Origin of the sequence: Pseudomonas sp. BF-R-26 (assembly GCF_019947395.1) — a bacterium.
GTDB classification, from domain to species: domain Bacteria; phylum Pseudomonadota; class Gammaproteobacteria; order Pseudomonadales; family Pseudomonadaceae; genus Aquipseudomonas; species Aquipseudomonas farris.
In genome coordinates this window covers 279,632-299,024 of record NZ_JAGYGK010000004.1, presented here as the reverse complement: position 1 = coordinate 299,024, position 19,393 = coordinate 279,632, and the positions used below count along the sequence as shown (strand labels likewise).

The window sequence follows — 19,393 nt, the reverse complement described above, 5'->3', positions numbered from 1 at the left end:
TCTGCTTGATACAAACCACCGTTTTAGCCACCCCCCTCAGCAGACTTTGCGGCTCGCTCCAGCCTTGGGCAAACCCCGTATTTGTGCGCTTTTATGGACCTTGATGGCCGCGCGAGGCTCAAAAACGCCCGCATTCACGGCAGAACCTGCGCCGGGCGGAACGAAAACGGGCGCTTCGGTGAGGAAGCGCCCGTTTGGGTGCGATTTGAAACCTGTCGACGATCAACGGTCAGCGGATCCCTGTGGCGAGGGAGCTTGCTCCCGTTCAGCTGCGAAGCAGTCGCAAAACCGGCTGACGCGTTTTACCTGAAGGATTGCGGTGAATGGTTTTGGGGCCGCTGCGCGGCCCAACGGGAGCAAGCTCCCTCGCCACAGGCCGCCTCACCACAGGGTTATGTGTCAGGCGTTATTGCACGATATCGATCAGCACGCTCTTGAAGCGCAAGTTGGCTTCGAACGCTTCGCGCCCCAGGTCCTTGCCGATGCCGGAGCGTTTGTATCCGCCGGTCGGCAGGATGTAGTCGTTGCTGCGTCCGTAACGGTTGACCCACACCGTGCCCGCCTCCAGACGCCGGACCAGCCGCAACGCACGATTGATGTCAGCGGTGTGCACCCCCGCCGCCAGGCCGTAGGTGGCGTGTGCGGCCAGGCTCAATGCCTGCTCTTCATCATCGAACGTCTGCACCGTCAGCACCGGGCCGAAGATCTCTTCGCAAATTGCCGGGTTGTGGTTGTCCAGACCCGCCAGCAAGGTCGGTTGGTAATAAGCCCCGCCCAGCCCTTCGAACAAGCCACCGCCAGTCAACACCTCGGCCCCGGCCTGGCGCGAGCGCTGGACGATGCCGTCGATGCGGCTGGCCTGCAGCCGGGAAATGATCGGCGACAGCGTGCTCTCGGAAGACCAGGTCGGCCCTGGCCGCAGCTCTTCGAAATACGCCTGCAAGTGCGCAATGAACGGCTCCATGATCGAGCGCTCAATCAACAGCCGCGAACCGGACACGCACACCTGCCCGGCGTTACCGGTAATGGCCAGTGCCACGGTGCGCGCGGTTTTCGCGATGTCCGGCACGTCGGCGAACACCAGCTGCGGGCTCTTGCCGCCCAGCTCCAGCGTCACCGGTTTCGGCCCCACCAGCGCGCAGGTGGACATGATGCTCGACCCGGTCGCCGTGGACCCGGTGAAGGTCACCTTACCCACCCGAGGATGACGGCACAAGGCATCGCCGGTGACGCGGCCATCACCCTGCACCACGTTGAAAATCCCTGCTGGAATACCCGCCTGCACCGCCAGCTCGGCGAAGCGCAGGCTGGAGAACGGCGTCAGCTCCGACGGCTTGAGCACCACGGCATTACCGGCGGCCAGTGCTGGAGCGACTTTCCAGGAGGCCATGCTCAACGGGAAATTCCACGGCGCAATGGCCGCGATCACACCGTACGGTTCGGCGATCTGCATGCCCAATCGATCAGTCTGGGTAGCCGCGACATGGCCGCCGTGCTTGTCCGCCAGTTCGGCAAAAAAACGAATGCCTTCCGCCACGTAAGGAATATCCCAAGCGATCACATCTTTATGCGGGCGGGTCGAACCCACCGCTTCCAGCGGCGCCAGGATGGTGGCATCGGCTTCGATCAGATCGGCCCAGCGGCGCATGACACGCGCCCGTTCCCGGGGTGGACGACTGGCCCAGTCGCTGTGATTAAAAGCCTGCCAGGCATCATTGACCGCCTCATCCACCAGGTCGGCATCGGCGATCGGCAACTGGGCATAGGCCTGGCCGTCCGAAGGGCGAACCACCTCCAGTCCCGGTCGGGCATCGCGGTATTGACCGGCAATAAAGTGAGCGCTGCGCACAGCGATAAGGCGAGGATCGAAGCTATCCATGGAGCACTCCAAAAAGGGACGGTGAGGCGTGAACTCAGGCTTCCATCGTAGAAAAAAAGCCCAAGCATTTGCTGCCGACCTTATGGGGCAATTAAGTAGTAAGTGTGGTCTGCAGGCCTGCGACGTGAGGAATCTGCCGAATCTTCCAGGCCCCCTTGTCAGGCCTTCACGCAGATGGGATACAGGCACCCTAGCGCCGGAAAACCGGTTGATCGCGCACACTGAAAACGGAGACTCGCCATGTCCGCCTCGCAACCTTCCACTTATGTCTATCGGCCGATGACCGCCGCCGATATTCCTTCGGCCCATGCCTTGTCCGTGCAGTTGAAGTGGCCCCACCGCCAGGAAGACTGGGCGATGTTGCAGCGGGTCAGCGAAGGTTTCGTGGTGCTCGATGGCGAACGATTAATCGGCAGCGCATTCACTTGCCCGCAAGGCAAGTTCGCCACCATCGGCCTGGTGATCGTCAGTGACGACTATCAGGGCAAGGGGATTGGTCGTCGATTGATGGAATACGCGCTGGAGGCTTGCCACTCATGCACGCCGATGCTCAATGCCACCCTCGCCGGCGCACCGCTTTACGCCAGCCAGGGTTTTGTCGAATTCGGCCGGGTTCAGCAGCATCAAGGCCAGGCGCAAGCACCCGCGCTGGAAGCACTGGCGGACGGTGAAGAATGTCGTCCACTGCGCGCGGCTGATCAGGCTCGTCAATTGGAACTGGCCAACGCCGGCAGCGGGCTGGACCGCCAAGCGGTGCTTACGGATCTGTTCGGAGTGGTCGAGCATTCGGTGGGCATCGAGCGCGACGGTCAATTGCGTGCCTTCGCCCTGCTGCGCCCTTTCGGTCGTGGTCGTTGCCTCGGCCCGGTCATCGCTGAAACCCCCGAGCAGGCCAAACACCTGATCGCCATGTTGTTGGCCCAGGTGCCGGACGCCTTCGTGCGGATCGACATTCCGGCGGACAGTGGCTTGGGCGAATGGCTGGAGCTGGCCGGCCTCAAACAGGTCGACACGGTGGCACAAATGGCTCTCGGCACACCGCCGCAAGCGGTCAACGGCGTCCGCCAATTTGCCCTCGTCACCCAAGCCATTGGTTGACCCCGGCGCGCGATGAAGCAAGCGCCATCCAACACCTTCTATCCCCCATTTGCAGGGAGCGTCACCCGTATGTCTCAACCTACCGTTCTGCTGTTGGCTCGCGCCGACGGCAGCCGTATCTCTACGCCTTTCAAAGCAGCCCCCTTGAGCTCCATCGATCCGTTCATGGACGGTCGTCAGGTCGCCTACACCGGGCCCGACGGCGTATCGGCGGGCATCGTTCATACAGGCGAAACCCTCGATATCGATGACTTTCCGCACACCGAAGTGATCGTGGTCCACGCTGGGCATGTCGTGCTGCAATCCCGGGAACAGACGCTGGAACTGGGGGTCGGTGCCAGCGCCGTGATCGGTCGCGGTACGGCACTGCGAGTTCAGCCGCAACCCGGCACTTGCTGGGCCTTCTGCACCGTCAGCAGCCCCACTGCCGAAGCGACGCCGGGGCTGACAGCCCTCGACCCGTTGGCGATGCTGTCCCCTTCGACGGCCCCGGAACCGCAAATACTGATCGGGCCTACGCCGCAGTGCCGCTCCCGCAATGCCTTCGAAGATGACGCCACTGATCTGCGCGTCGGTGTCTGGGATTCGACGCCGTACACCCGCCATGGCCGGGCGCACAAACTCAACGAGCTGATGCACCTGCTCGAAGGCAGCGTGACCTTGCAGGCACCGGATGGAACCAGCGTAACCGTCAACCCCGGCGACACCGTGTTTGTACCGCAAGGCGCACCGTGCGCCTGGAGCAGTGCGAAGTATGTGCGCAAGGTTTATGCGGTTAAATAGCTCAAATCTTTTTGAAACAGTGCAACTGTCGCCGATGGCGCTAACCCTGTAGCAGCTGCCGAGCCCGCGAGGCTGCGTTCGGCGGCGAAGCCGTCGCAAACCCTACATGCACAGTGTGCCTGACGGACCGCAGTGCTTATTTCTACGACTGCTTCGCAGCCGAACGCAGCCTCGCAGGCTCGGCAGCTGCTACAAGGTGTGCGCCTCAGAACTTCCCACCCAACGGGTATTCAATCGCCAGACGAATCTGATTGGCATCCAGCTCGGCCTGCGCCGAATTCCCCCGATGGACCGCATGCCGCAGGGTGAATCCGAGGTTTTTCGCCGGTCCCGACTGCACTACGTACTTGGCTTGCAGATCACGCTCCCAATGTTTGCCGCCCTGCCCGTAGCCCAACCATTTGTAACCGCCGTTCGGGTCCATGTGAGTGCCATCGATGCCGCTGCCGCGCACATACAGTGCGCCGACGGTCAGTCCGGGTATGCCGTAGCCGGCCATGTTCAGATCGTAGCGGGCTTGCCAGGACGCTTCTTCGGGTGCGTTAAAGTCGGACAGCGCCACCGCGTTGCTCAGGTAGATCGCACCGCGGGTCACGTAGTCATAGGGCGTGTCGCCGTCGACCTTTTGATAACCCAGGCCGAAGCTGTGGGAGCCGACCTTGTAGGTGGAGAGAAAACTCCAGGTGGTGTTGTCGATACGGCCGGACAAGGCTTTGCCGGTGTCCTGGGTTCGATACAGATTGAGGTCGAAGATCAGGTCCTGGCCTTCGGCCAACGGCTGCGTGTAGACCGCGCCCAAATAGTGCTGACGCCAGGTATCGTCGTACACCGCGCTGAACAGGCTGGCGTTGAGCCCTTTGATCGAGGTGTTGCGCGCACCGATCAAGTCGAAACTGTTGCCTTGTTTGCCGTTGGAGTAATTGACCACGAAGCCTTGGTCATGGCTGGTGGCGTTACGGTCGGTACTCTCGTTGAAGTGCCCGCCATACAACGTGGTGCCGGGCAGTTCGCGGCTGGTCAACAGCCAACCGGTGGCGGTCTCGGGCAATAAGCGACTGTCGGAAGAGCCGAACACCGGGGTTTTCACTCGCTGCTCGCCGTAACGTAATTCGGTGGAGGAGAAACGCAGCTTGGCCACCGCGCCGCCTCGGCTGAACTCGTCTTTGGGGTGACCTTCGTTGTCGACGCCCAGCAGTCGGGCCTTGCCGGCACGCCCGCCTCCGCTGTCAAGTTGCCAGCCGGAATACAGGTGTGCGTCCAGCCCAAAGCCTACGGTGCCGGTGGTGAAACCCGAGGCCACATCGGCCATCAGACCATAAGCCCATTCCTCCGCCAGATCACTGCGCTGGGCCCTGGGTTTATAGGCATTGCGCGCGCCATTGCTGAGCGAGCCGTGTTCATAATCGCGACGGTCATAGACGCTGCGATTGAGCAGGTTCCATTGGCCGTCCTCTAAAAAACCTTTGGCATTGTCTTGTTCCGATGCTTGAGCGAGCAGGCTTTGCCCTCCCAAGGCCAAAAGCAGGGCGTGCGTGGTCAACGTCTTCACAGTTTGACTCCTGGAAAATCAGTCGTGCATAGCGGGTCTGTAAGGTGTCCCGCCGAATGGGGGACACCGAGGGGCAACTCTGGGAATCAGCGTCTGTAAATCAACGCCTGTAAATCAGAGGTATTTGAGAATCGCGATGTCGCGACGGCGCTGTTTGAGGTTGGCGAACCAGCGCGTCGGGAAGAACAGCAACACCCCGAGGATCACGCTCCACAGCCAGACCATGGGCAGGTTATCGAAACCATAATAGGTGCCCTGATTGGCGCCCCAGATCGCAACGGACACCAGGTACATGGCCTTGAGCACGTACAGGTGCAGCAAATAGAAGAACATCGGCGCACCGCCGTAGATCGCCAGAGTCGCGGTGGACCAGCGATCCTGGGCCTTCTCGAACAACGCCAAAAGGATCAGCCCCAGGCCGAGGGTCGGCATCAGGAACATCAGCGATGGCGGGTATTTTTTCGCGCTCATGAAGCTCATGAACGTGCGCAGGGAATCACCGGTCTGCACCCAAGGCTTCTCGCCGTAGACGTTCAGGTAACGAATGAACACGAACGCCACCAGCAGGCCGACACCGACTTTCAGCAAACGGGAAATCCGCTCGGCCGCTTCCATGTCCTTACCGAACCATGGCCCGATGGCCCAGCCCAGCAGAATCACCCCGATCCACGGCAACACCGGATATGTGGTGCGAGCCCGGGTGAACTCTGTGATGTCGATGAACACCCGCTGATGCAGGATCGACCACGGCACGTAGAACGGCGAATCCGGCCCCACGGTCACGCCGTCGAGCAGGTTGTGCCCGGCGACAATCGCTACCCCGAGCACGATCAACCAACCGCGCTTGAAGTGCAGCAACCCGGCAAGCACGATCATGCAGATGCCGATGCACCAGATCACTTGCAGCCACAACGTCTTGGGCGGGAACTCGGCGTTCCAGGCAAAGCACACGAACGTGAGTTCCAGAAGCACCAGGAACAGCCCGCGCTTGAGCAGGAATACCGATGTCTCATTGGCCGTGTGTTTCTGGCTGTAGAGCCAGGCCGACAAACCGGTGAGGAAGATGAACACCGGGGCGCAGATGGTGCTCAGCAGTCGGGTGAAGAACAGGTCCGGGGTCACGCTCAAGGCGTCGATCGGGTCGGTCACCTGGCGGTGCAGCAAAAAGGTTTCCCGCACATGGTCGACGAGCATGCAGAGCATGACGAAGCCGCGCAGGGCATCGATGGCGAGCATCCGGGTGTTGGTTTTTGCAGCGCTGGAGGCAAGCGCAGGGGAAACACTTCCCGCCTGCCCTGCCACGCTTGTGGATAGGGTCATATCAGTCACTCATGTCGTGGTCAGTGGACTACCGCTGGCTCAGCCCTGTTTCTTCAGCCTGGCAACTTCCGATGCCGGCAGCTGCGACGGCGCCCGCGGCAAGGGTACCTGACCTTCCTTTCGATAGAACGACAGCGTCGAACTGAAGCTCTTCACGTCAAAGGGTTCGGCCTGGCCCTGAGGGTCGATGCGCTCGCCGGCGGTGTGGTCCTTGTATTCGACGGCCACCACATAGATGCCCTGCCAAGGCAGCTCGAAACTGACCTTGCCGGTCGCATCGGTGCGCCGGGTAAACACTTCGCCGGAACCGGTTTCCAGCACCACGTCTTGATCGGCCAAGGGCTTGTGCGCATAGAACACCTGGAACTGCGCCTTGCCGGCATCGGCGACACCGGTGGGCACGATATCCAGCGTCAGTTCCGGCGTTCGGGCGCGCAAGTCACCAACCCAACGGGTGGCGGGCGTCCAGTAAGCCTTTTGCGTTTTATCGCCGTCGTGAAGGTCGAAGATCGGGTAATGCGTGTCCTCGGCCAGCAGCGTGTCATCCGCCTTGGTTTGATGCGCCACAGCAAATGCCTGGCGCTGCAAGGTCAGGCTCAACGGTTGAGACTTGTTGCTGATCGACCACCCCTTGAGTTGCCGGAACCGGTCCATCCCGCCCGGTGTGACTTCCAGCATGTTCTTGTCATATTCCCCGTAGTACAACGTCAGGGGTTGCCCCGGTGGCTGCTCGTACCAGATTTGATGCGCTTCGCTGCTGCTCGCCAGCATGAAGACGCCGTAACCCAACAGTGCTTTTTTTGCGTGGCTCATTCGCATTTTTTTGCGCTCCGATTGGTGTTGTTCAACGGATCGTCGCAACCCCGCAACGATCGGCCCCTCTCTCTGAACGCATTACAACGCAGGCTATTTTGTGCTTCGCTCCGAATTCATCGCTCATAACGCAAATGAAGACTGTTTTTGTGGCGTAAACAGCTATTTATGCGGCCTGCGCCAGCATGAAGCGTGTTGAGAGGTTTGGCGGGGCCGATGTCCAATCGGGGTGCATTCCCAGAGCAGCCCATCGCGCGTAATGCCGCGGCGTGTAGCAGCTGCCGAGCCTGCGAGGCTGCGTTCGACTGCGAAGCAGTCGTGAATCCTGAATGCACGGTGTGCCTGACGGACCGCGGTGCCTGATTTTACGACTGCTGCGCAGCCGAACGCAGCCTCGCAGGCTCGGCAGCTGCTACAGGGGGTGCGCCGCAGATCGGCAACAGCCCGTCTCGCGCCTTTTTTACAGGCGCGGCAGGTTGCAAGGGAATGGTGTATATGCGGAGGGAGTTTCAGTGACGCAGTAATTTGCGCAGCGGCACGCCGTCCTTGAGCACGGGTGATTTGATGACGATGTAGCTGAAGTACTTGGAGATGCCGATGTTCTTGTCCAGCAGGCTTTCGATCACTTCCTGATAATGCTGGATGCTACGGGTCATGAAACGCACCAGGTAATCGTAGCCGCCACTGATCAGGTGGCATTCGAGCACTTCATCGACCAGACGGATATTGGATTCGAACTTGGCGAAGTCTTCGCGCTTGTGGTCGCTCAAGGTGATTTCGGTGAACACCGTGACCGAGTCGGTGATCTTGGCCAGGTTCAGGTGAGCCTTGTAGCTGGAGATATACCCGGCCGACTCAAGCCGTTTGACCCGTTGCAGGCAGGGGCTGGCCGACAGGCCCACGGCATCGGCCAGGCTGACGTTGGTCATGCGCCCATCCTTTTGCAGCTCAACCAAGATGCTGATGTCGATCCGGTCCAGTTTTACTAAACCTTCCATTGCGTACCTCTTGACTGCCGTTTGTAAGACAATCTTCTAGCAAAATCAGCGCCGTAAAGACAGCTGATGCTGAGCCACCAGATCCGCCATGCTGTTGATGCAGTAATCCGCGGCGCACGGCGTCGGGTGTTTGCCCCGGCCGCGACAGATCAGACAGACAGCGCCCGCGCCCTGCTGCCGGGCGGAAGGCCGGGTCACCTGGAGGATGGTTTTGGCGTCAAGCTCATTGGCCGCCAGCCAATCGTGATCCCGCAGGGGATCACTGGCCAGTGAAATAAAATCCTCGGGCATGATCCCCAGGCGCTCGCACAATAGGCCGCGATCCTCGGCATCGCGATCGCCGTGCACCAGCAGCCGATAGAACTTGCGCAGGTACAGCATCGCGCCGGGTGCGTCTTCGAACAACGACCAACCCGCCACCGAGCGGGCAAAACTCATGCCCTCCTCCCAACTGGCCTTCAGCCCCCAGCGCTCGGCCAACTGACGGTGGGCGAAACACAGCAAGCCGCTGAAACCCAGTTCGCCGAAGCGCGGGTACAGCGCATGCACCACCTCGCTGAATTCGGCCAGCACCTGTGTTTTGTCCGGGTGACCGCCACGGCTGTCGAGCAGCGGCTGCAACGCCGTCCAGACCCCGGAATCGCGATCCACCAGGACCTCATCGCAATCGATCAACAACGCTCGATAATCAGTCAGCCCCATGGTGTGTAAAGCCTCCGATGATGCATTCCATCAATCCATGCTCCATAAATGCTCACGGGCGATGCCATGTGGCACCGCCCCGAGCAGGCGTGAGCTCAGTTCAAGACTCGTGCCAGCGCCGCGTCGAGAATCTGCAGCGCTTCGTCGACCTGCGCTTCGGTGGTCACCAGCGGCGCGAGGAAGCGCAGCACGTTGCGGTACACGCCGCACTTGATCACCAGCAGGCCACCGGCCCGGGCTTCGTCGATCAGCCGTTGGTTCAGGTCGGCATCGGGGGTGCGCGCGTCGTCATCCTTGATCAGCTCGATCGCCAGCATGAAGCCGCTGCCGCGCACGTCGCCGATGCGCGGGTAACGAGCCTGCAAGCGCAACAAGCCCTGACGCAGACGTTCGCCCAAAGCATCACCGCGCGCCAGCAACTGCTCTTGCTCATAAGCCTCGATCACCGCCAGCGCCGCCGCGCACGACAGCGCGTTACCGCCGTAAGTGCCACCGAGGCCGCCGGGTAACGGCGCGTCCATGATCTCGGCCTTGCCGACCACACCGGACAGCGGCAAACCACCGGCCAGGCTTTTGGCGACAGTGACCAGGTCCGGCTGAATGCCGGCGTGCTGGAAGCCGAACCATTTGCCGGTGCGACCGAAACCGGTCTGGATTTCATCAAGGATCAGCACGATGCCGTGTTTTTCAGTCAGGGCACGCAGGGCCTGGAGAAACTCTGTCGGTGCCGAGAGAAAACCGCCATCGCCCTGCACCGGCTCGATGATGATTGCCGCGACTCGCTCAGGCGCTACTTGAGTGGCCAATAATTCGTCCAGCGCCTTGAGCGCCATGTCGCTGGTGACACCGCGATAGGCATTCGGATACGGAGTGTGGAAGACCTCCGGCGCGAACGGCCCGAAGTTCTGCTTATAGGGCTGGCTCATGCCGGTCAGCGTGGTGCCGAGCAAGGTCCGGCCGTGGAACCCGCCGCGAAAGGCGATCACCGCCGAGCGGTTGGTGTGGGCGCGGGCAATCTTCACCGCGTTTTCCACGGCTTCGGCGCCGGAGGTGAAGAACGCGGCTTTATAGGATTCCTGGCCGCCGATCATTTCGCACAGGCGCTGAGCCAGATCGAGATAAGGCTTGTAGGCCACCACCTGGAAACAGGCGTGGGAGATTTTTTGCAGCTGCGCCTGCACCGCCGCGACCACCTTCGGGTGATTGTGACCGATGTTTAGCACACCGATACCGCCGACAAAGTCCAGGTAGCGCTTGCCGTCCACGTCCCACAATTCTGAGCCTTGGGCCCGATCGATCACCAACGGATGTGCGGTAACCAGGCCACGTGGCACGAATTGATCGCGCTGACGGAGCAAATGAGGGGTTTCGTCGACTTTGCTATTCATGGCATTTCCCATCGTGAGTCCGGCAACCGGGAAGTGGTTGCGATGGTGTTCAGGTTAAGGCTTGCGCGAAACGAACTACGCCGAACTTGCCCCCTGAGAAATTCGGATCGACTGTTTTCACCCCGCCAAACGGCAGATTCCTTTAGCCGGCCGAATCTGCCGGTGCATGGCCGATACAACGTTACTCAACGCGTTAAACCCGCTGCTTTCGACAGATCCTGCGCTGGCGTTGCGCGATGATGGGCAGCATCTTCACCTATCAGGAAATGCCCATGGCCCTGCTGTATAAAGCTGACCCTGTGCGCGGCGAACAGTGGAAAGCGCTGTTCGCCGAACACGCCCCGGATATCGAATGGCGCGCGTGGCCGGACATCGGCGACCCAAAGGACATTCAGTACCTGGCCGCGTGGCAGGCACCCGACGATCTCGAGGTTGTACTGCCCAATCTGCAAGTGCTGTTTGCCTTGTCCGCCGGCGTCGATCAACTCGACCTCAATCGCCTGCCGACGAGCTTGCCGGTGGTGCGCCTGCTGGATCCCGGCATCACCCGTGGCATGTGCGAATACGCCACTTTTGCCGTGCTCAGCCTGCACCGGGACATGCTGCGCTATCGCCAGCAACAATTGGCCCGCTGCTGGCAAGCGCACTTGCTGCAACCGGCGGCCAGGCGTCGGGTCGGCATCATGGGGCTTGGCGCTCAGGCGCAGCAGATTCTGGCGACCTTGCAACCGCTGGGTTTTGCCTTATCAGGCTGGGCGCGCAGTGCCCATCAAATTCCGCGAGTCGATTGCTATGCCGGCAACCAGCAGCTGCCAGCGTTCCTCAGCCAGTGCGACATTTTGTTGTGTGTATTGCCGTTGACCGAACAGACCCAGGGCATTCTTGATCGCAGGTTGTTTGAACAACTGCCCCGTGGCGCGGCGCTGATCAACATGGGCCGTGGCGGGCATCTGGTGGAAGGTGATTTGCTTGAGGCATTGGACAGCGGGCATTTGAGCGGCGCGGTCCTTGATGTGCTGCAGCAGGAACCGGCACCGGTAGATCATCCGTTCTGGCACCACCCGCAGATTCTGCTGACACCGCACATCGCGGCGATGACCCAGCCAGAAAGCGCCTTTGGGGTGTTGCTGGAGAACATTCGCCGGCATCAACGGGGGGATCCGATGCTCGGTCAGATCGATCGTGCGCAGGGTTATTGATCGCCTAATGCCGGTTAGTTAAGCCACGACGCACTCTTTGTAGCAGCTGTCGAGCCTGCGAGGCTGCGTTCGGCTGCGCAGCAGTCGTCAAACCCGAACTTGCGGTGTATCAGGCAAATCGCATCAGCCGGATTTACGACTGCTGCGCAGCCGAACGCAGCCTTCGGCAGCTGCTACAGATCGCATTACGGCTTAACTAACCGGCATTATGCTCAGGGTCACCCGTTATGCTCAGTGAGTTCCCAGAATATTGTTATCGCAGGAGAAGGATTGCCCTCCTTTGAGCATCAGTCGTTCCTGCATGCGCTGGCAACGCTCCCGTTCCTGCTGCATCGAACGATCGATGCTGATATTGCCGGTCTTCTCCGGTTGTTTGCCGTCGCCCAGGCGCACTGTCACCCAAGGCTGTTCCGGTTGGACCTGAAAGCGGCTTTTCTCTTCGACGGGCGTGGTGGGTTTGGTGGTTTCGATCGCGGCCGGTTTTGGCAGTTGATCGGAGGTGACCCCGTAACGGGTCAGAATCGAGCTTTGAGGCAGTTCTGCGGCGGCGGTTGCCGATAACAAGGCCAGCGCCAAACCGAAGGTGTACCTCTTGCTGTTACTCACGTTGCAAAATCTCCTGTACTCAATGGCGGCATGCAGCACCGGCGTCATAGGGATAACGCGTGGATGGGCTGATGGTTTAGTGCCAGTTCCTGTTGGTGCAGGTATTGGAGTCCGGGAGTGAATGGTGAGTCACTGAATTACCGCGTTATCGTTCATCGCGGGCAAGCCCGCTCCCACAGGGATTTGATGCGGACACAGATTTTGTGAACATCACCAACCACTGTGGGAGCGGGCTTGCCCGCGATAGGGCCCTGACAGGCGCCCCGCTAAACTCAGGCGATCACAATTCCCCCACTGGCCAAACTGTCCAGCCCGACACCCACCAGGGTCACCGAATCGCTGCCAAACGTCAGCAGCGTATCCTGCCCCACCGCCGTGGCATGGGCGCGGAAGTCGTCGTTCGGCGCAACCCCCTGAACCCCGAAAAAAACCAGTTTGTCGTTGGCTTGATAACCCACCACACGGTCCTGGCCAAACGCACCGCTGAACAGGAACGTGTCGACCCCGCCGCCCGACTCCATCAGGTCATTACCCGCCCCGCCGACAAACACGTCGTTGCCAATACTGCCAATCAAATGGTCGTTGCCATCGAGACCAAACAACCAGTCGCCCGTTGCGTGAGCGTTGAGGGTGTCGGCGCCGGTCGTGCCCTTCACGCTTGAAGCGTACTGAGTCAGATTGCTACCGACCGCAAGGCCATTGGCGGTGACGCTGTGAGTCACGTCATCCTTGAACACACCCCAGAGAAAACCTGGCTCCTTGGTAACGATGCTGCCGATGTCGCGAGTAATGCTGATGCCGCCATTGGCGTCGCGTACGTACAGGTTGCCGGCACCGTCATTGGCAAAGACGAAGTTCTTCACCGACTGCTGCAGGTCCAGCACGTTGCTGCCCTTGCCGCCCAACAGAATGTTGTAGCCACCGCCATCGCGGAAGGTGTCGTTACCGTCGCGCCCTTCCAGGTAGTCGTTGCCCTTGCCGCCCTGGATCAGGTCATTACCGTCGCTGCCGATGATGAAGGTGCTGCCTTTGTGGGTTTCGGCGTTGCGGTTCAAGTCCTGGACCCACGTGTTGCTGCGCGCCGGGTCCGAGAGGTTGGCGACGATGATGGTCGAATCTTTGCTGGTCAGGTCGTAGAACTGCGACTCCAGCACCCGGGTCATGCCGTCGCCGTAACCGGTGGGCAAGTGTGAAATCCAGGTGGGGATGTTGAGGATGGAATACGGCAGCACGTTCCACGCCGTCGAGGCGTAGTGGTCGTTGAAGCTGACGATGTTATCGGTCGTCGAATCCTTGGCGGCATCGTGCACGCCAACCGAGGACAGGTTGAATGACGAGCCATCAAGGGCGCGGAATACCGGGTCGTTTTCATAACCGATGTTCAGCACTTTGTCGCTGCTGCTTTGCGTCGGCGAGGCGTAGGCGATGTAGTTGGAGTCCTGGTAGAACCCGGACCATTTTTCGCTGCTCAAGTCCGCCAGGCTATTGACCGCCAGGCCACCGAGGCTGTGGCCGCTGACCAGCACGTCCTTGCCCGACAGCCCATTGACCTGGGCAAATGCCGCAACGTCACTGAGCAGATTGCCGAAGGCTTCGCCCACATAGTTTTTCGCATAATCCTTGGGACCCAAGGCCGCAAGCAAATCGTTGATCACGTCACCGATGGAGTCGCCGATCTGGATTTCTCGCGGGCCGCTGGTGCCGCGAAAAGCGATGCCGATTTCGGTGAGATGTCCCTGGGCGTCGTACTTGCCGAGGATCTCCACTTGAGCGCTGGTGTAACCGGCCTTCTCGCCGAAGAAGGTTCCGCGAGCGTCGGTCTTGCCGTCATAGCCCAGTTGCGCGGCGGTGATCGGCGTCCAGCCGGCTTTTTGCACAGCTTCGAGAGCAGCCTTCTCCGAATCGGGGTTCCAGGGAATGCCGGGAATGACGCCTTGAGAATCGGTGCCGCCAATCAGTGCGGTGACCAGGGTTGCCGGCAAGCCCAGGCCGAAGCCGTTTTGCTGATAACCGGTGGCGAAACCGTTGTCGAGGTTGTGATAGGAATACAGCGTGATCGCCATGGCGTCGCTGAACAACGCCTTGGAGTCTGCTGTGCCGAAGTTTTTGTAGTCATACACACCCATTGGTATTGCCTCTCTCTTTGTTGGAATTGTCAGAGATAGCTCACAGCCAGGACGCCTCAATCACGAGACGCCCCGGAGCCTCTAGTGCATGCAGCTTTTACGCAAACGTAATTCCCGAAGCCGAGAGATTATCCAGACCCACGCCCACCAGCGTTACGGCGTAATCGCCAATCTTGAGCACAGTGTCGTTGCCGGCCTGGGTCGCGTGCTGCGCGTAGTCATAGCCCTGCCCCGCGCCCTGGACGCCCATGAACACCAGTTTGTCGCTGCCCTGGTAGCCATTGATCGCGTCGAAGCCGAAGGCGCCGCTGAACAGGAAAGTGTTGTTGCCGCTCCCCGAGGCATGCATCACGTCATTGCCCGCGCCACCGACGAAGGTCACGTGGCTTTTGTCGCTGCGCAGCAGATCGTCGCCGGCGTTGCCGAACAGCCAGTCACCGTCGACACTGGCCACCAGCGTGTTGCCATAGCCATCGCCGTTGAGCGAGTGGTTGTAGTGGGTCAGTTCACTGCCATTGAGCAAGCCATTGGCGGTGACGTTGTAGGTGATGTCCTTGCTGCCCCACCACGACCCCGATTCCTTGCTCACCAGCGCGCCGATATCACGGGTCATGCTGATGCCGCCGTAGGCGTCGCGCACATACAGCGTGCCGTCGCCGTCATTGGCAAAGCTGAAGTTCTGCAACGGCTTCTGCAGCTCGAAGGTGTTGCTGCCCTTGCCACCCAGCAGCAGGTTGTAGCCTCCGTCATCGCGGAACCGGTCATTACCGTCACGGCCTTCGATGAAGTCATTGCCCGCGCCGCCCTTGAGCAAGTCATTGCTGTCGGTGCCGATGATGAACGTGCTGCCGGTATGCGGCTCGCCGCTGCGGCCAAGGTCCTCGATCCAGGTGCTGCCTCGGGACGATTCCGACAGGTTGGACACGATCAGCGTCGAGTCCTTGTCGGTAAGGTCGTAGAAGCGCGAGTCGATCACCCGGTTCAAGCCGTCGGCATAGCCCAACGAACCGTGGGCCGACCAGTTCAGCGGGTTGAGAATGCTGAATGGCACCAGGTTCTGCGCGGTGGAGGCGTATTGGTCATTGAAGTTGACGATGTTATTGGTCGCCGAATCCTGATGTCCGTCGTGCTTGCCCAGCGAGCCACTGCTGAAGGTGGTGCCGTCGAGCACTCGAAACACCGGATCATTCTCATAGCCGATGTTCAGCACATTGTTGCCGGTGGCGCTTTGGGTCGGCGAGGCGAACGCAACATAGTTGGCGTCCTTGAAGAAACCATCCCAATTGTTCCCGCTCAACTCTGCCAGGCTGTTGACCCCTAACCCGCCAAGGCTATGCCCGCTGACCAATACGTCCTTGGCACTCAAGCCGTGGGCGATGGCAAACGCGGCGACGTCCTTGAGCAAAGTGTCGAAGGCGTTTTTCGCGTAGTTCGTCGCGTAATCCACCGGGCCGACCGCGGCCAGCAGATTGTTTTTCATGTCGCCGAAAGTGTCGCTGTAGCCCAGGCCACCGGTGCCACGGAAGGCGATACCGATGCCGATCAGCTTCCCTGCCCCGTCGTATTTACCGAGCACTTCGGCTTCGGCGCTGGTGAAGCCGTCCTTCTCGCCATAGAAGGTGCCTTGGGCCCCGACCTTGCCCTGATAGCCCAACGCTGCCGCGCCAATCGGCGCCCAAGCGGTCGCCGGCAGTGGCTGGCCGGTCGGTGTGTACGCGTAGAGCGTCAGCGCGATCGCGTCGGAGTACAGCGCCTTGCCGGCCTCACTGCCGGCATTTTTGTAATCAAACAGTCCCATGTTCTTGCTTCCTTAGCGTCAAATCAGAACTGCCAGTCCAGGGTCAGGCCCACACCGTGGTCTTTTTCCCGGGAGCCGAGCAGCCCGTTGTAATCCAGGTTCAAACGGGTATCACGGCCCAGCGCCAATCCGGCACGGGCACCGACCACTGCGGCATCGCGGTCCATGGACACGCTTTGCACGCTGAACGCGGTGTTGCCGTTGACGAAGGCCAGGTGGTCTTCAGAACGGGTGTTGCTCAGGTTGTGCTGCCAGCCGAGCGTGCCGGACAGTTCCAGCTGTTGCTGGTCGGACAACGCAATGGCTTTGCTCGCCCGCAAGCCAAGGGTCGAAAGCACCACGTCGCGGTTGTTTTCACCGCCCTTGAGTGCAGCGGCGTCACCTTTTTCGCTGAAGCTTTCAGTGTTCAAGTGCACGTAAGCCAAGTTAACGAATGGCTCCAGAGCGATCGGTTGCAGGTCCAGGCGATACGCCGCTTCGGTGAACAGTTGCGCGGAGGTCGCATCGCGTTTGGATTTCTGCTTGCCGCTGACACCGTTAAATTGCAGGTCACGTTTGACGTCGATGCGATGCCAGCTGTAAGCACCGCCGACGCTCAGGCGCAGCGCGTCGATTTCATGGCCCAGGTACGCACCCAAGTGGTAGCTGTCGACCGATGCCGACGAGTGCGTGCCATCGCCCATGCTCAACGAGCTGTCGCTATAACCGGTGACGAAACCCAGTCGCGTATCTTCAGTGATCAAGCCATCGACACCAGCCAGCAGCCCGCCGATGGAGCTATTGGAACTGGCGTTGTCATGCCCGCCATCGCTCTTGCCCCAGGCACCGAGTACTTTGAGCCAGGCGTTGCTGCGGTCATCGGTGGGTGCCCCGGCGTCGAACAGATCGTGCTCACGCAGACGCTCGCCGACTGCATCGCGCAGGTAACGGCTGTCGTTGATCAGCAGCGTGCCGATTGCCGGATGAATTTCCCCGGAGAGTTGCTGGAATGCTTGTTGCGCGACAGCGGCGGTCGGCGACAGCAGCAGGGTTTCGTAGAGCGGATTGCCTGCGCCCAATTGCTCGGCGGCAGCGGCCACGGCGCGTTGGTTCGGGGTCTGGCCCACGCTGGTGAAGGATGTTGCGTTACGCACCACTGCCAGCTGAATGCCGCTAGCCGAATAGTCGAGGGTGCCGCCGAGGAACAGGTAGTCCGGCACCACCGCACCGAAACGCCCTTCGATTCCGCCGGCCGCTTGCAGAATGTTGTACTGATTGCCGAGCAGGGATTTCGCTTCGCTGGTGGTCAGCAATGTCGGGCTGTTTTCCAGGGACAGGCTGACGGTTGCGCCCTCGATGATCGCCTTGCCGCCAGCGATGATCTGGTCGCTGCTGGTGGGCGACAGTTCTACGGCGTAGGTCGAACCAGGCTCGAAGGTCACGTCGCCCGCCACCTGCAAGGTACCGATGGAATTGCCGGGCGCCACGGTACCGCCGCTTTTCGCGGTCAGCTCCGCGATGCTGCCATTACCGCCGAGGATGCCGCTGTCATTGACGGTGACGGCCGACAGCAGCGAACCATTGATCGCCAATCGGCCCTGATTGACCAGGGTCGGGCCGGCGTAGGTGTTGGCGCCGGTCAGCACCAGTGTGCCGACGCCCTGCTTGGTCAGGCCGCCATGGCCGGAAATGTCGTTGCGCCAGACGTCGAGCCCGCAGTGCACGTCATTGCACACACGCTCGGTGGGTTTGCCGGCATCGATGATCGCGCCGATACCTGGCAAGTCCGCGACAAACTGGCTTGAGCCGTAGGCGCCTTCGATGCGGAATTCCTCGGGAATGTCCTGCTCGGTCACGAACATCGCCGGGCCATCGATGCCTTTGCGCAGGTTGATCATGCCCCAGCCATACAGCGAGTCGACGCCGGCTGCGCCGAGGTCGGTGGCAGTGGTGCGCAGCACACTGGCGACTTGCGCGCCGGTCATGTACGGGAAGCGCTCCATCAACACCGCCACCGAGCCTGCAACGTGCGGCGCCGCCATGGAGGTGCCGTTGTAATTGGCGTAGCCGGTGGTCAGGTCATCGGCATTGGTGCCGCTGATAATCGAACTGTAGATCCGGCTGCCCGGTGCCGACACGCAGAAGCTCGCGGTGTAGCCGCAGCGCGACGAGAAGGTGCTGATGTTGTAAGGGTCGGGGCTGCTGGTGTCCGGGTTATTCTGCAACGCGGCGACGGTCATCCAGTTCGGCGCGATCTCCGGGACGAAGTAACCGAGACCGGCGATAGCGTCCGGATTGTTGAGGTTGTAGTCGTTGCCGGCGGCGAAGATCGTCACGATGCCACTGCGGGCCGCGGCGATGGCGCCGTCGTAGGCACCGCCGGGTTTGGTCCCCAGCAGGGTCTGGATCTCGTTGAACTGCAGTTGTGCGTCCTGCACGGTGAAGTGCGGATACGCCGGGTCCCGACCACCCAAGTCGAAGCGGTCGGTAATGCCGATGCCCCAGCTGTTGTTGATGATCCGCGCGCCGCTGGCGATCAGGGCATCCCAACCGGCCTTGTACACCGCGCCGTCGTTGCCGCGAATGATCCCATCTTCCGGGCCCGGGTCGCCGTTGTCGGCGCTGATGATTTGCGCACCAAAGGCGACGCCGTGCATCGGGCCGCCATCGCGACTGCCTGCGGCGATCCCGCCAACGTGAGTGCCGTGTGCACCGAGTTTGCCGTTGGAGCCCACCGACGGCGAACCGTCATAGAGAAAGGCGTCCCCGGCTTTGACCGGAATGTATGGGTCGGTGTATTCGCGGATGCCACTGGTGACCAGCGTGATCACTTTATTGGCACCGGAAAACTCCGGGTGCAAGGCGTAAACCGGTTGGTCGAAAATCCCCAGTTTCACCCCTTTGCCGGTGTAACCGGCGGCGTAGGCCTCCTGAGCATTGATCGCTCCCAGGCCCCAATCGGCGTTGAACTCTGTGCTGCGCCAGCTATCGGGATCGCCCGTTCTGCCGTTTTCCACATAGGGCGCCGCGTGTGCGGTGCCCAGGGTGGCCAATGCGCAGAGCAAGGCGCGATTGAGGGTTTTTAAAGTAGTAAACGTGCTACCCGACCGAGCGGGCGAATTGTTGTTTTCAGCTCTCATCCAGCGACCATCCTT

At 60.8% G+C, this 19,393-nt stretch carries 14 protein-coding genes; 3 read left to right on the top strand and 11 right to left on the bottom strand.

Annotated features, from left to right (window positions below; all coding sequences use genetic code 11):
- Positions 1–406 precede the first annotated feature (406 nt).
- Positions 407–1,879, bottom strand: a complete 1,473-nt coding sequence (locus KGB18_RS07320; RefSeq protein WP_123722807.1) for an aldehyde dehydrogenase family protein — start codon at positions 1,877–1,879, stop codon at positions 407–409.
- A gap of 240 nt (positions 1,880–2,119) precedes the next feature.
- Here KGB18_RS07320 and KGB18_RS07315 point away from each other — a divergent pair, with 240 nt between their 5' ends.
- On the top strand, positions 2,120–2,977 hold the full coding sequence (locus KGB18_RS07315) for a GNAT family N-acetyltransferase (RefSeq protein WP_123722808.1): 858 nt from the start codon (positions 2,120–2,122) through the stop codon (positions 2,975–2,977).
- A 69-nt stretch (positions 2,978–3,046) separates the two neighbouring features.
- Complete coding sequence (locus KGB18_RS07310) at positions 3,047–3,760, top strand: cupin domain-containing protein (RefSeq protein ID WP_223569608.1); 714 nt, start codon at positions 3,047–3,049, stop codon at positions 3,758–3,760.
- Positions 3,761–3,965: 205 nt separating this feature from the next.
- Here KGB18_RS07310 and KGB18_RS07305 read toward each other — a convergent pair whose 3' ends face one another.
- From KGB18_RS07305 to gabT, 6 genes are all read right to left on the bottom strand, one after another.
- Complete coding sequence (locus KGB18_RS07305) at positions 3,966–5,309, bottom strand: OprD family porin (RefSeq protein ID WP_223569607.1); 1,344 nt, start codon at positions 5,307–5,309, stop codon at positions 3,966–3,968.
- Between the two features lie 114 nt (positions 5,310–5,423).
- Complete coding sequence (locus KGB18_RS07300; RefSeq protein WP_223569606.1) at positions 5,424–6,629, bottom strand: DUF1624 domain-containing protein; 1,206 nt, start codon at positions 6,627–6,629, stop codon at positions 5,424–5,426.
- A gap of 39 nt (positions 6,630–6,668) precedes the next feature.
- Complete coding sequence (locus KGB18_RS07295) at positions 6,669–7,442, bottom strand: DUF4198 domain-containing protein (protein ID WP_223569605.1); 774 nt, start codon at positions 7,440–7,442, stop codon at positions 6,669–6,671.
- A 509-nt stretch (positions 7,443–7,951) separates the two neighbouring features.
- On the bottom strand, positions 7,952–8,440 hold the full coding sequence (locus KGB18_RS07290) for an Lrp/AsnC family transcriptional regulator (RefSeq protein ID WP_008055821.1): 489 nt from the start codon (positions 8,438–8,440) through the stop codon (positions 7,952–7,954).
- Between the two features lie 45 nt (positions 8,441–8,485).
- On the bottom strand, positions 8,486–9,142 hold the full coding sequence (locus KGB18_RS07285; protein WP_123722813.1) for a 2-haloalkanoic acid dehalogenase: 657 nt from the start codon (positions 9,140–9,142) through the stop codon (positions 8,486–8,488).
- Positions 9,143–9,237: 95 nt separating this feature from the next.
- Positions 9,238–10,530, bottom strand: a complete 1,293-nt coding sequence (gene gabT / locus KGB18_RS07280) for a 4-aminobutyrate--2-oxoglutarate transaminase (protein ID WP_123722814.1) — start codon at positions 10,528–10,530, stop codon at positions 9,238–9,240.
- A 272-nt stretch (positions 10,531–10,802) separates the two neighbouring features.
- Here gabT and KGB18_RS07275 point away from each other — a divergent pair, with 272 nt between their 5' ends.
- Complete coding sequence (locus tag KGB18_RS07275) at positions 10,803–11,729, top strand: 2-hydroxyacid dehydrogenase (protein WP_223569652.1); 927 nt, start codon at positions 10,803–10,805, stop codon at positions 11,727–11,729.
- Positions 11,730–11,960: 231 nt separating this feature from the next.
- Here KGB18_RS07275 and KGB18_RS07270 read toward each other — a convergent pair whose 3' ends face one another.
- From KGB18_RS07270 to KGB18_RS07255, 4 genes are all read right to left on the bottom strand, one after another.
- On the bottom strand, positions 11,961–12,335 hold the full coding sequence (locus tag KGB18_RS07270) for a hypothetical protein (protein WP_223569604.1): 375 nt from the start codon (positions 12,333–12,335) through the stop codon (positions 11,961–11,963).
- A 272-nt stretch (positions 12,336–12,607) separates the two neighbouring features.
- A complete protein-coding gene (locus tag KGB18_RS07265; protein ID WP_123722816.1) occupies positions 12,608–14,461 on the bottom strand; it encodes a polyurethanase in 1,854 nt (617 codons plus the stop codon).
- 97 nt (positions 14,462–14,558) lie between these two features.
- On the bottom strand, positions 14,559–16,259 hold the full coding sequence (locus KGB18_RS07260) for a polyurethanase (protein ID WP_123722817.1): 1,701 nt from the start codon (positions 16,257–16,259) through the stop codon (positions 14,559–14,561).
- Positions 16,260–16,282: 23 nt separating this feature from the next.
- Positions 16,283–19,378 (bottom strand): autotransporter serine protease, encoded by a 3,096-nt coding sequence (locus tag KGB18_RS07255; protein ID WP_223569603.1) that lies wholly within the window; start codon positions 19,376–19,378, stop codon positions 16,283–16,285.
- Between the last annotated feature and the right edge of the window lie 15 nt (positions 19,379–19,393).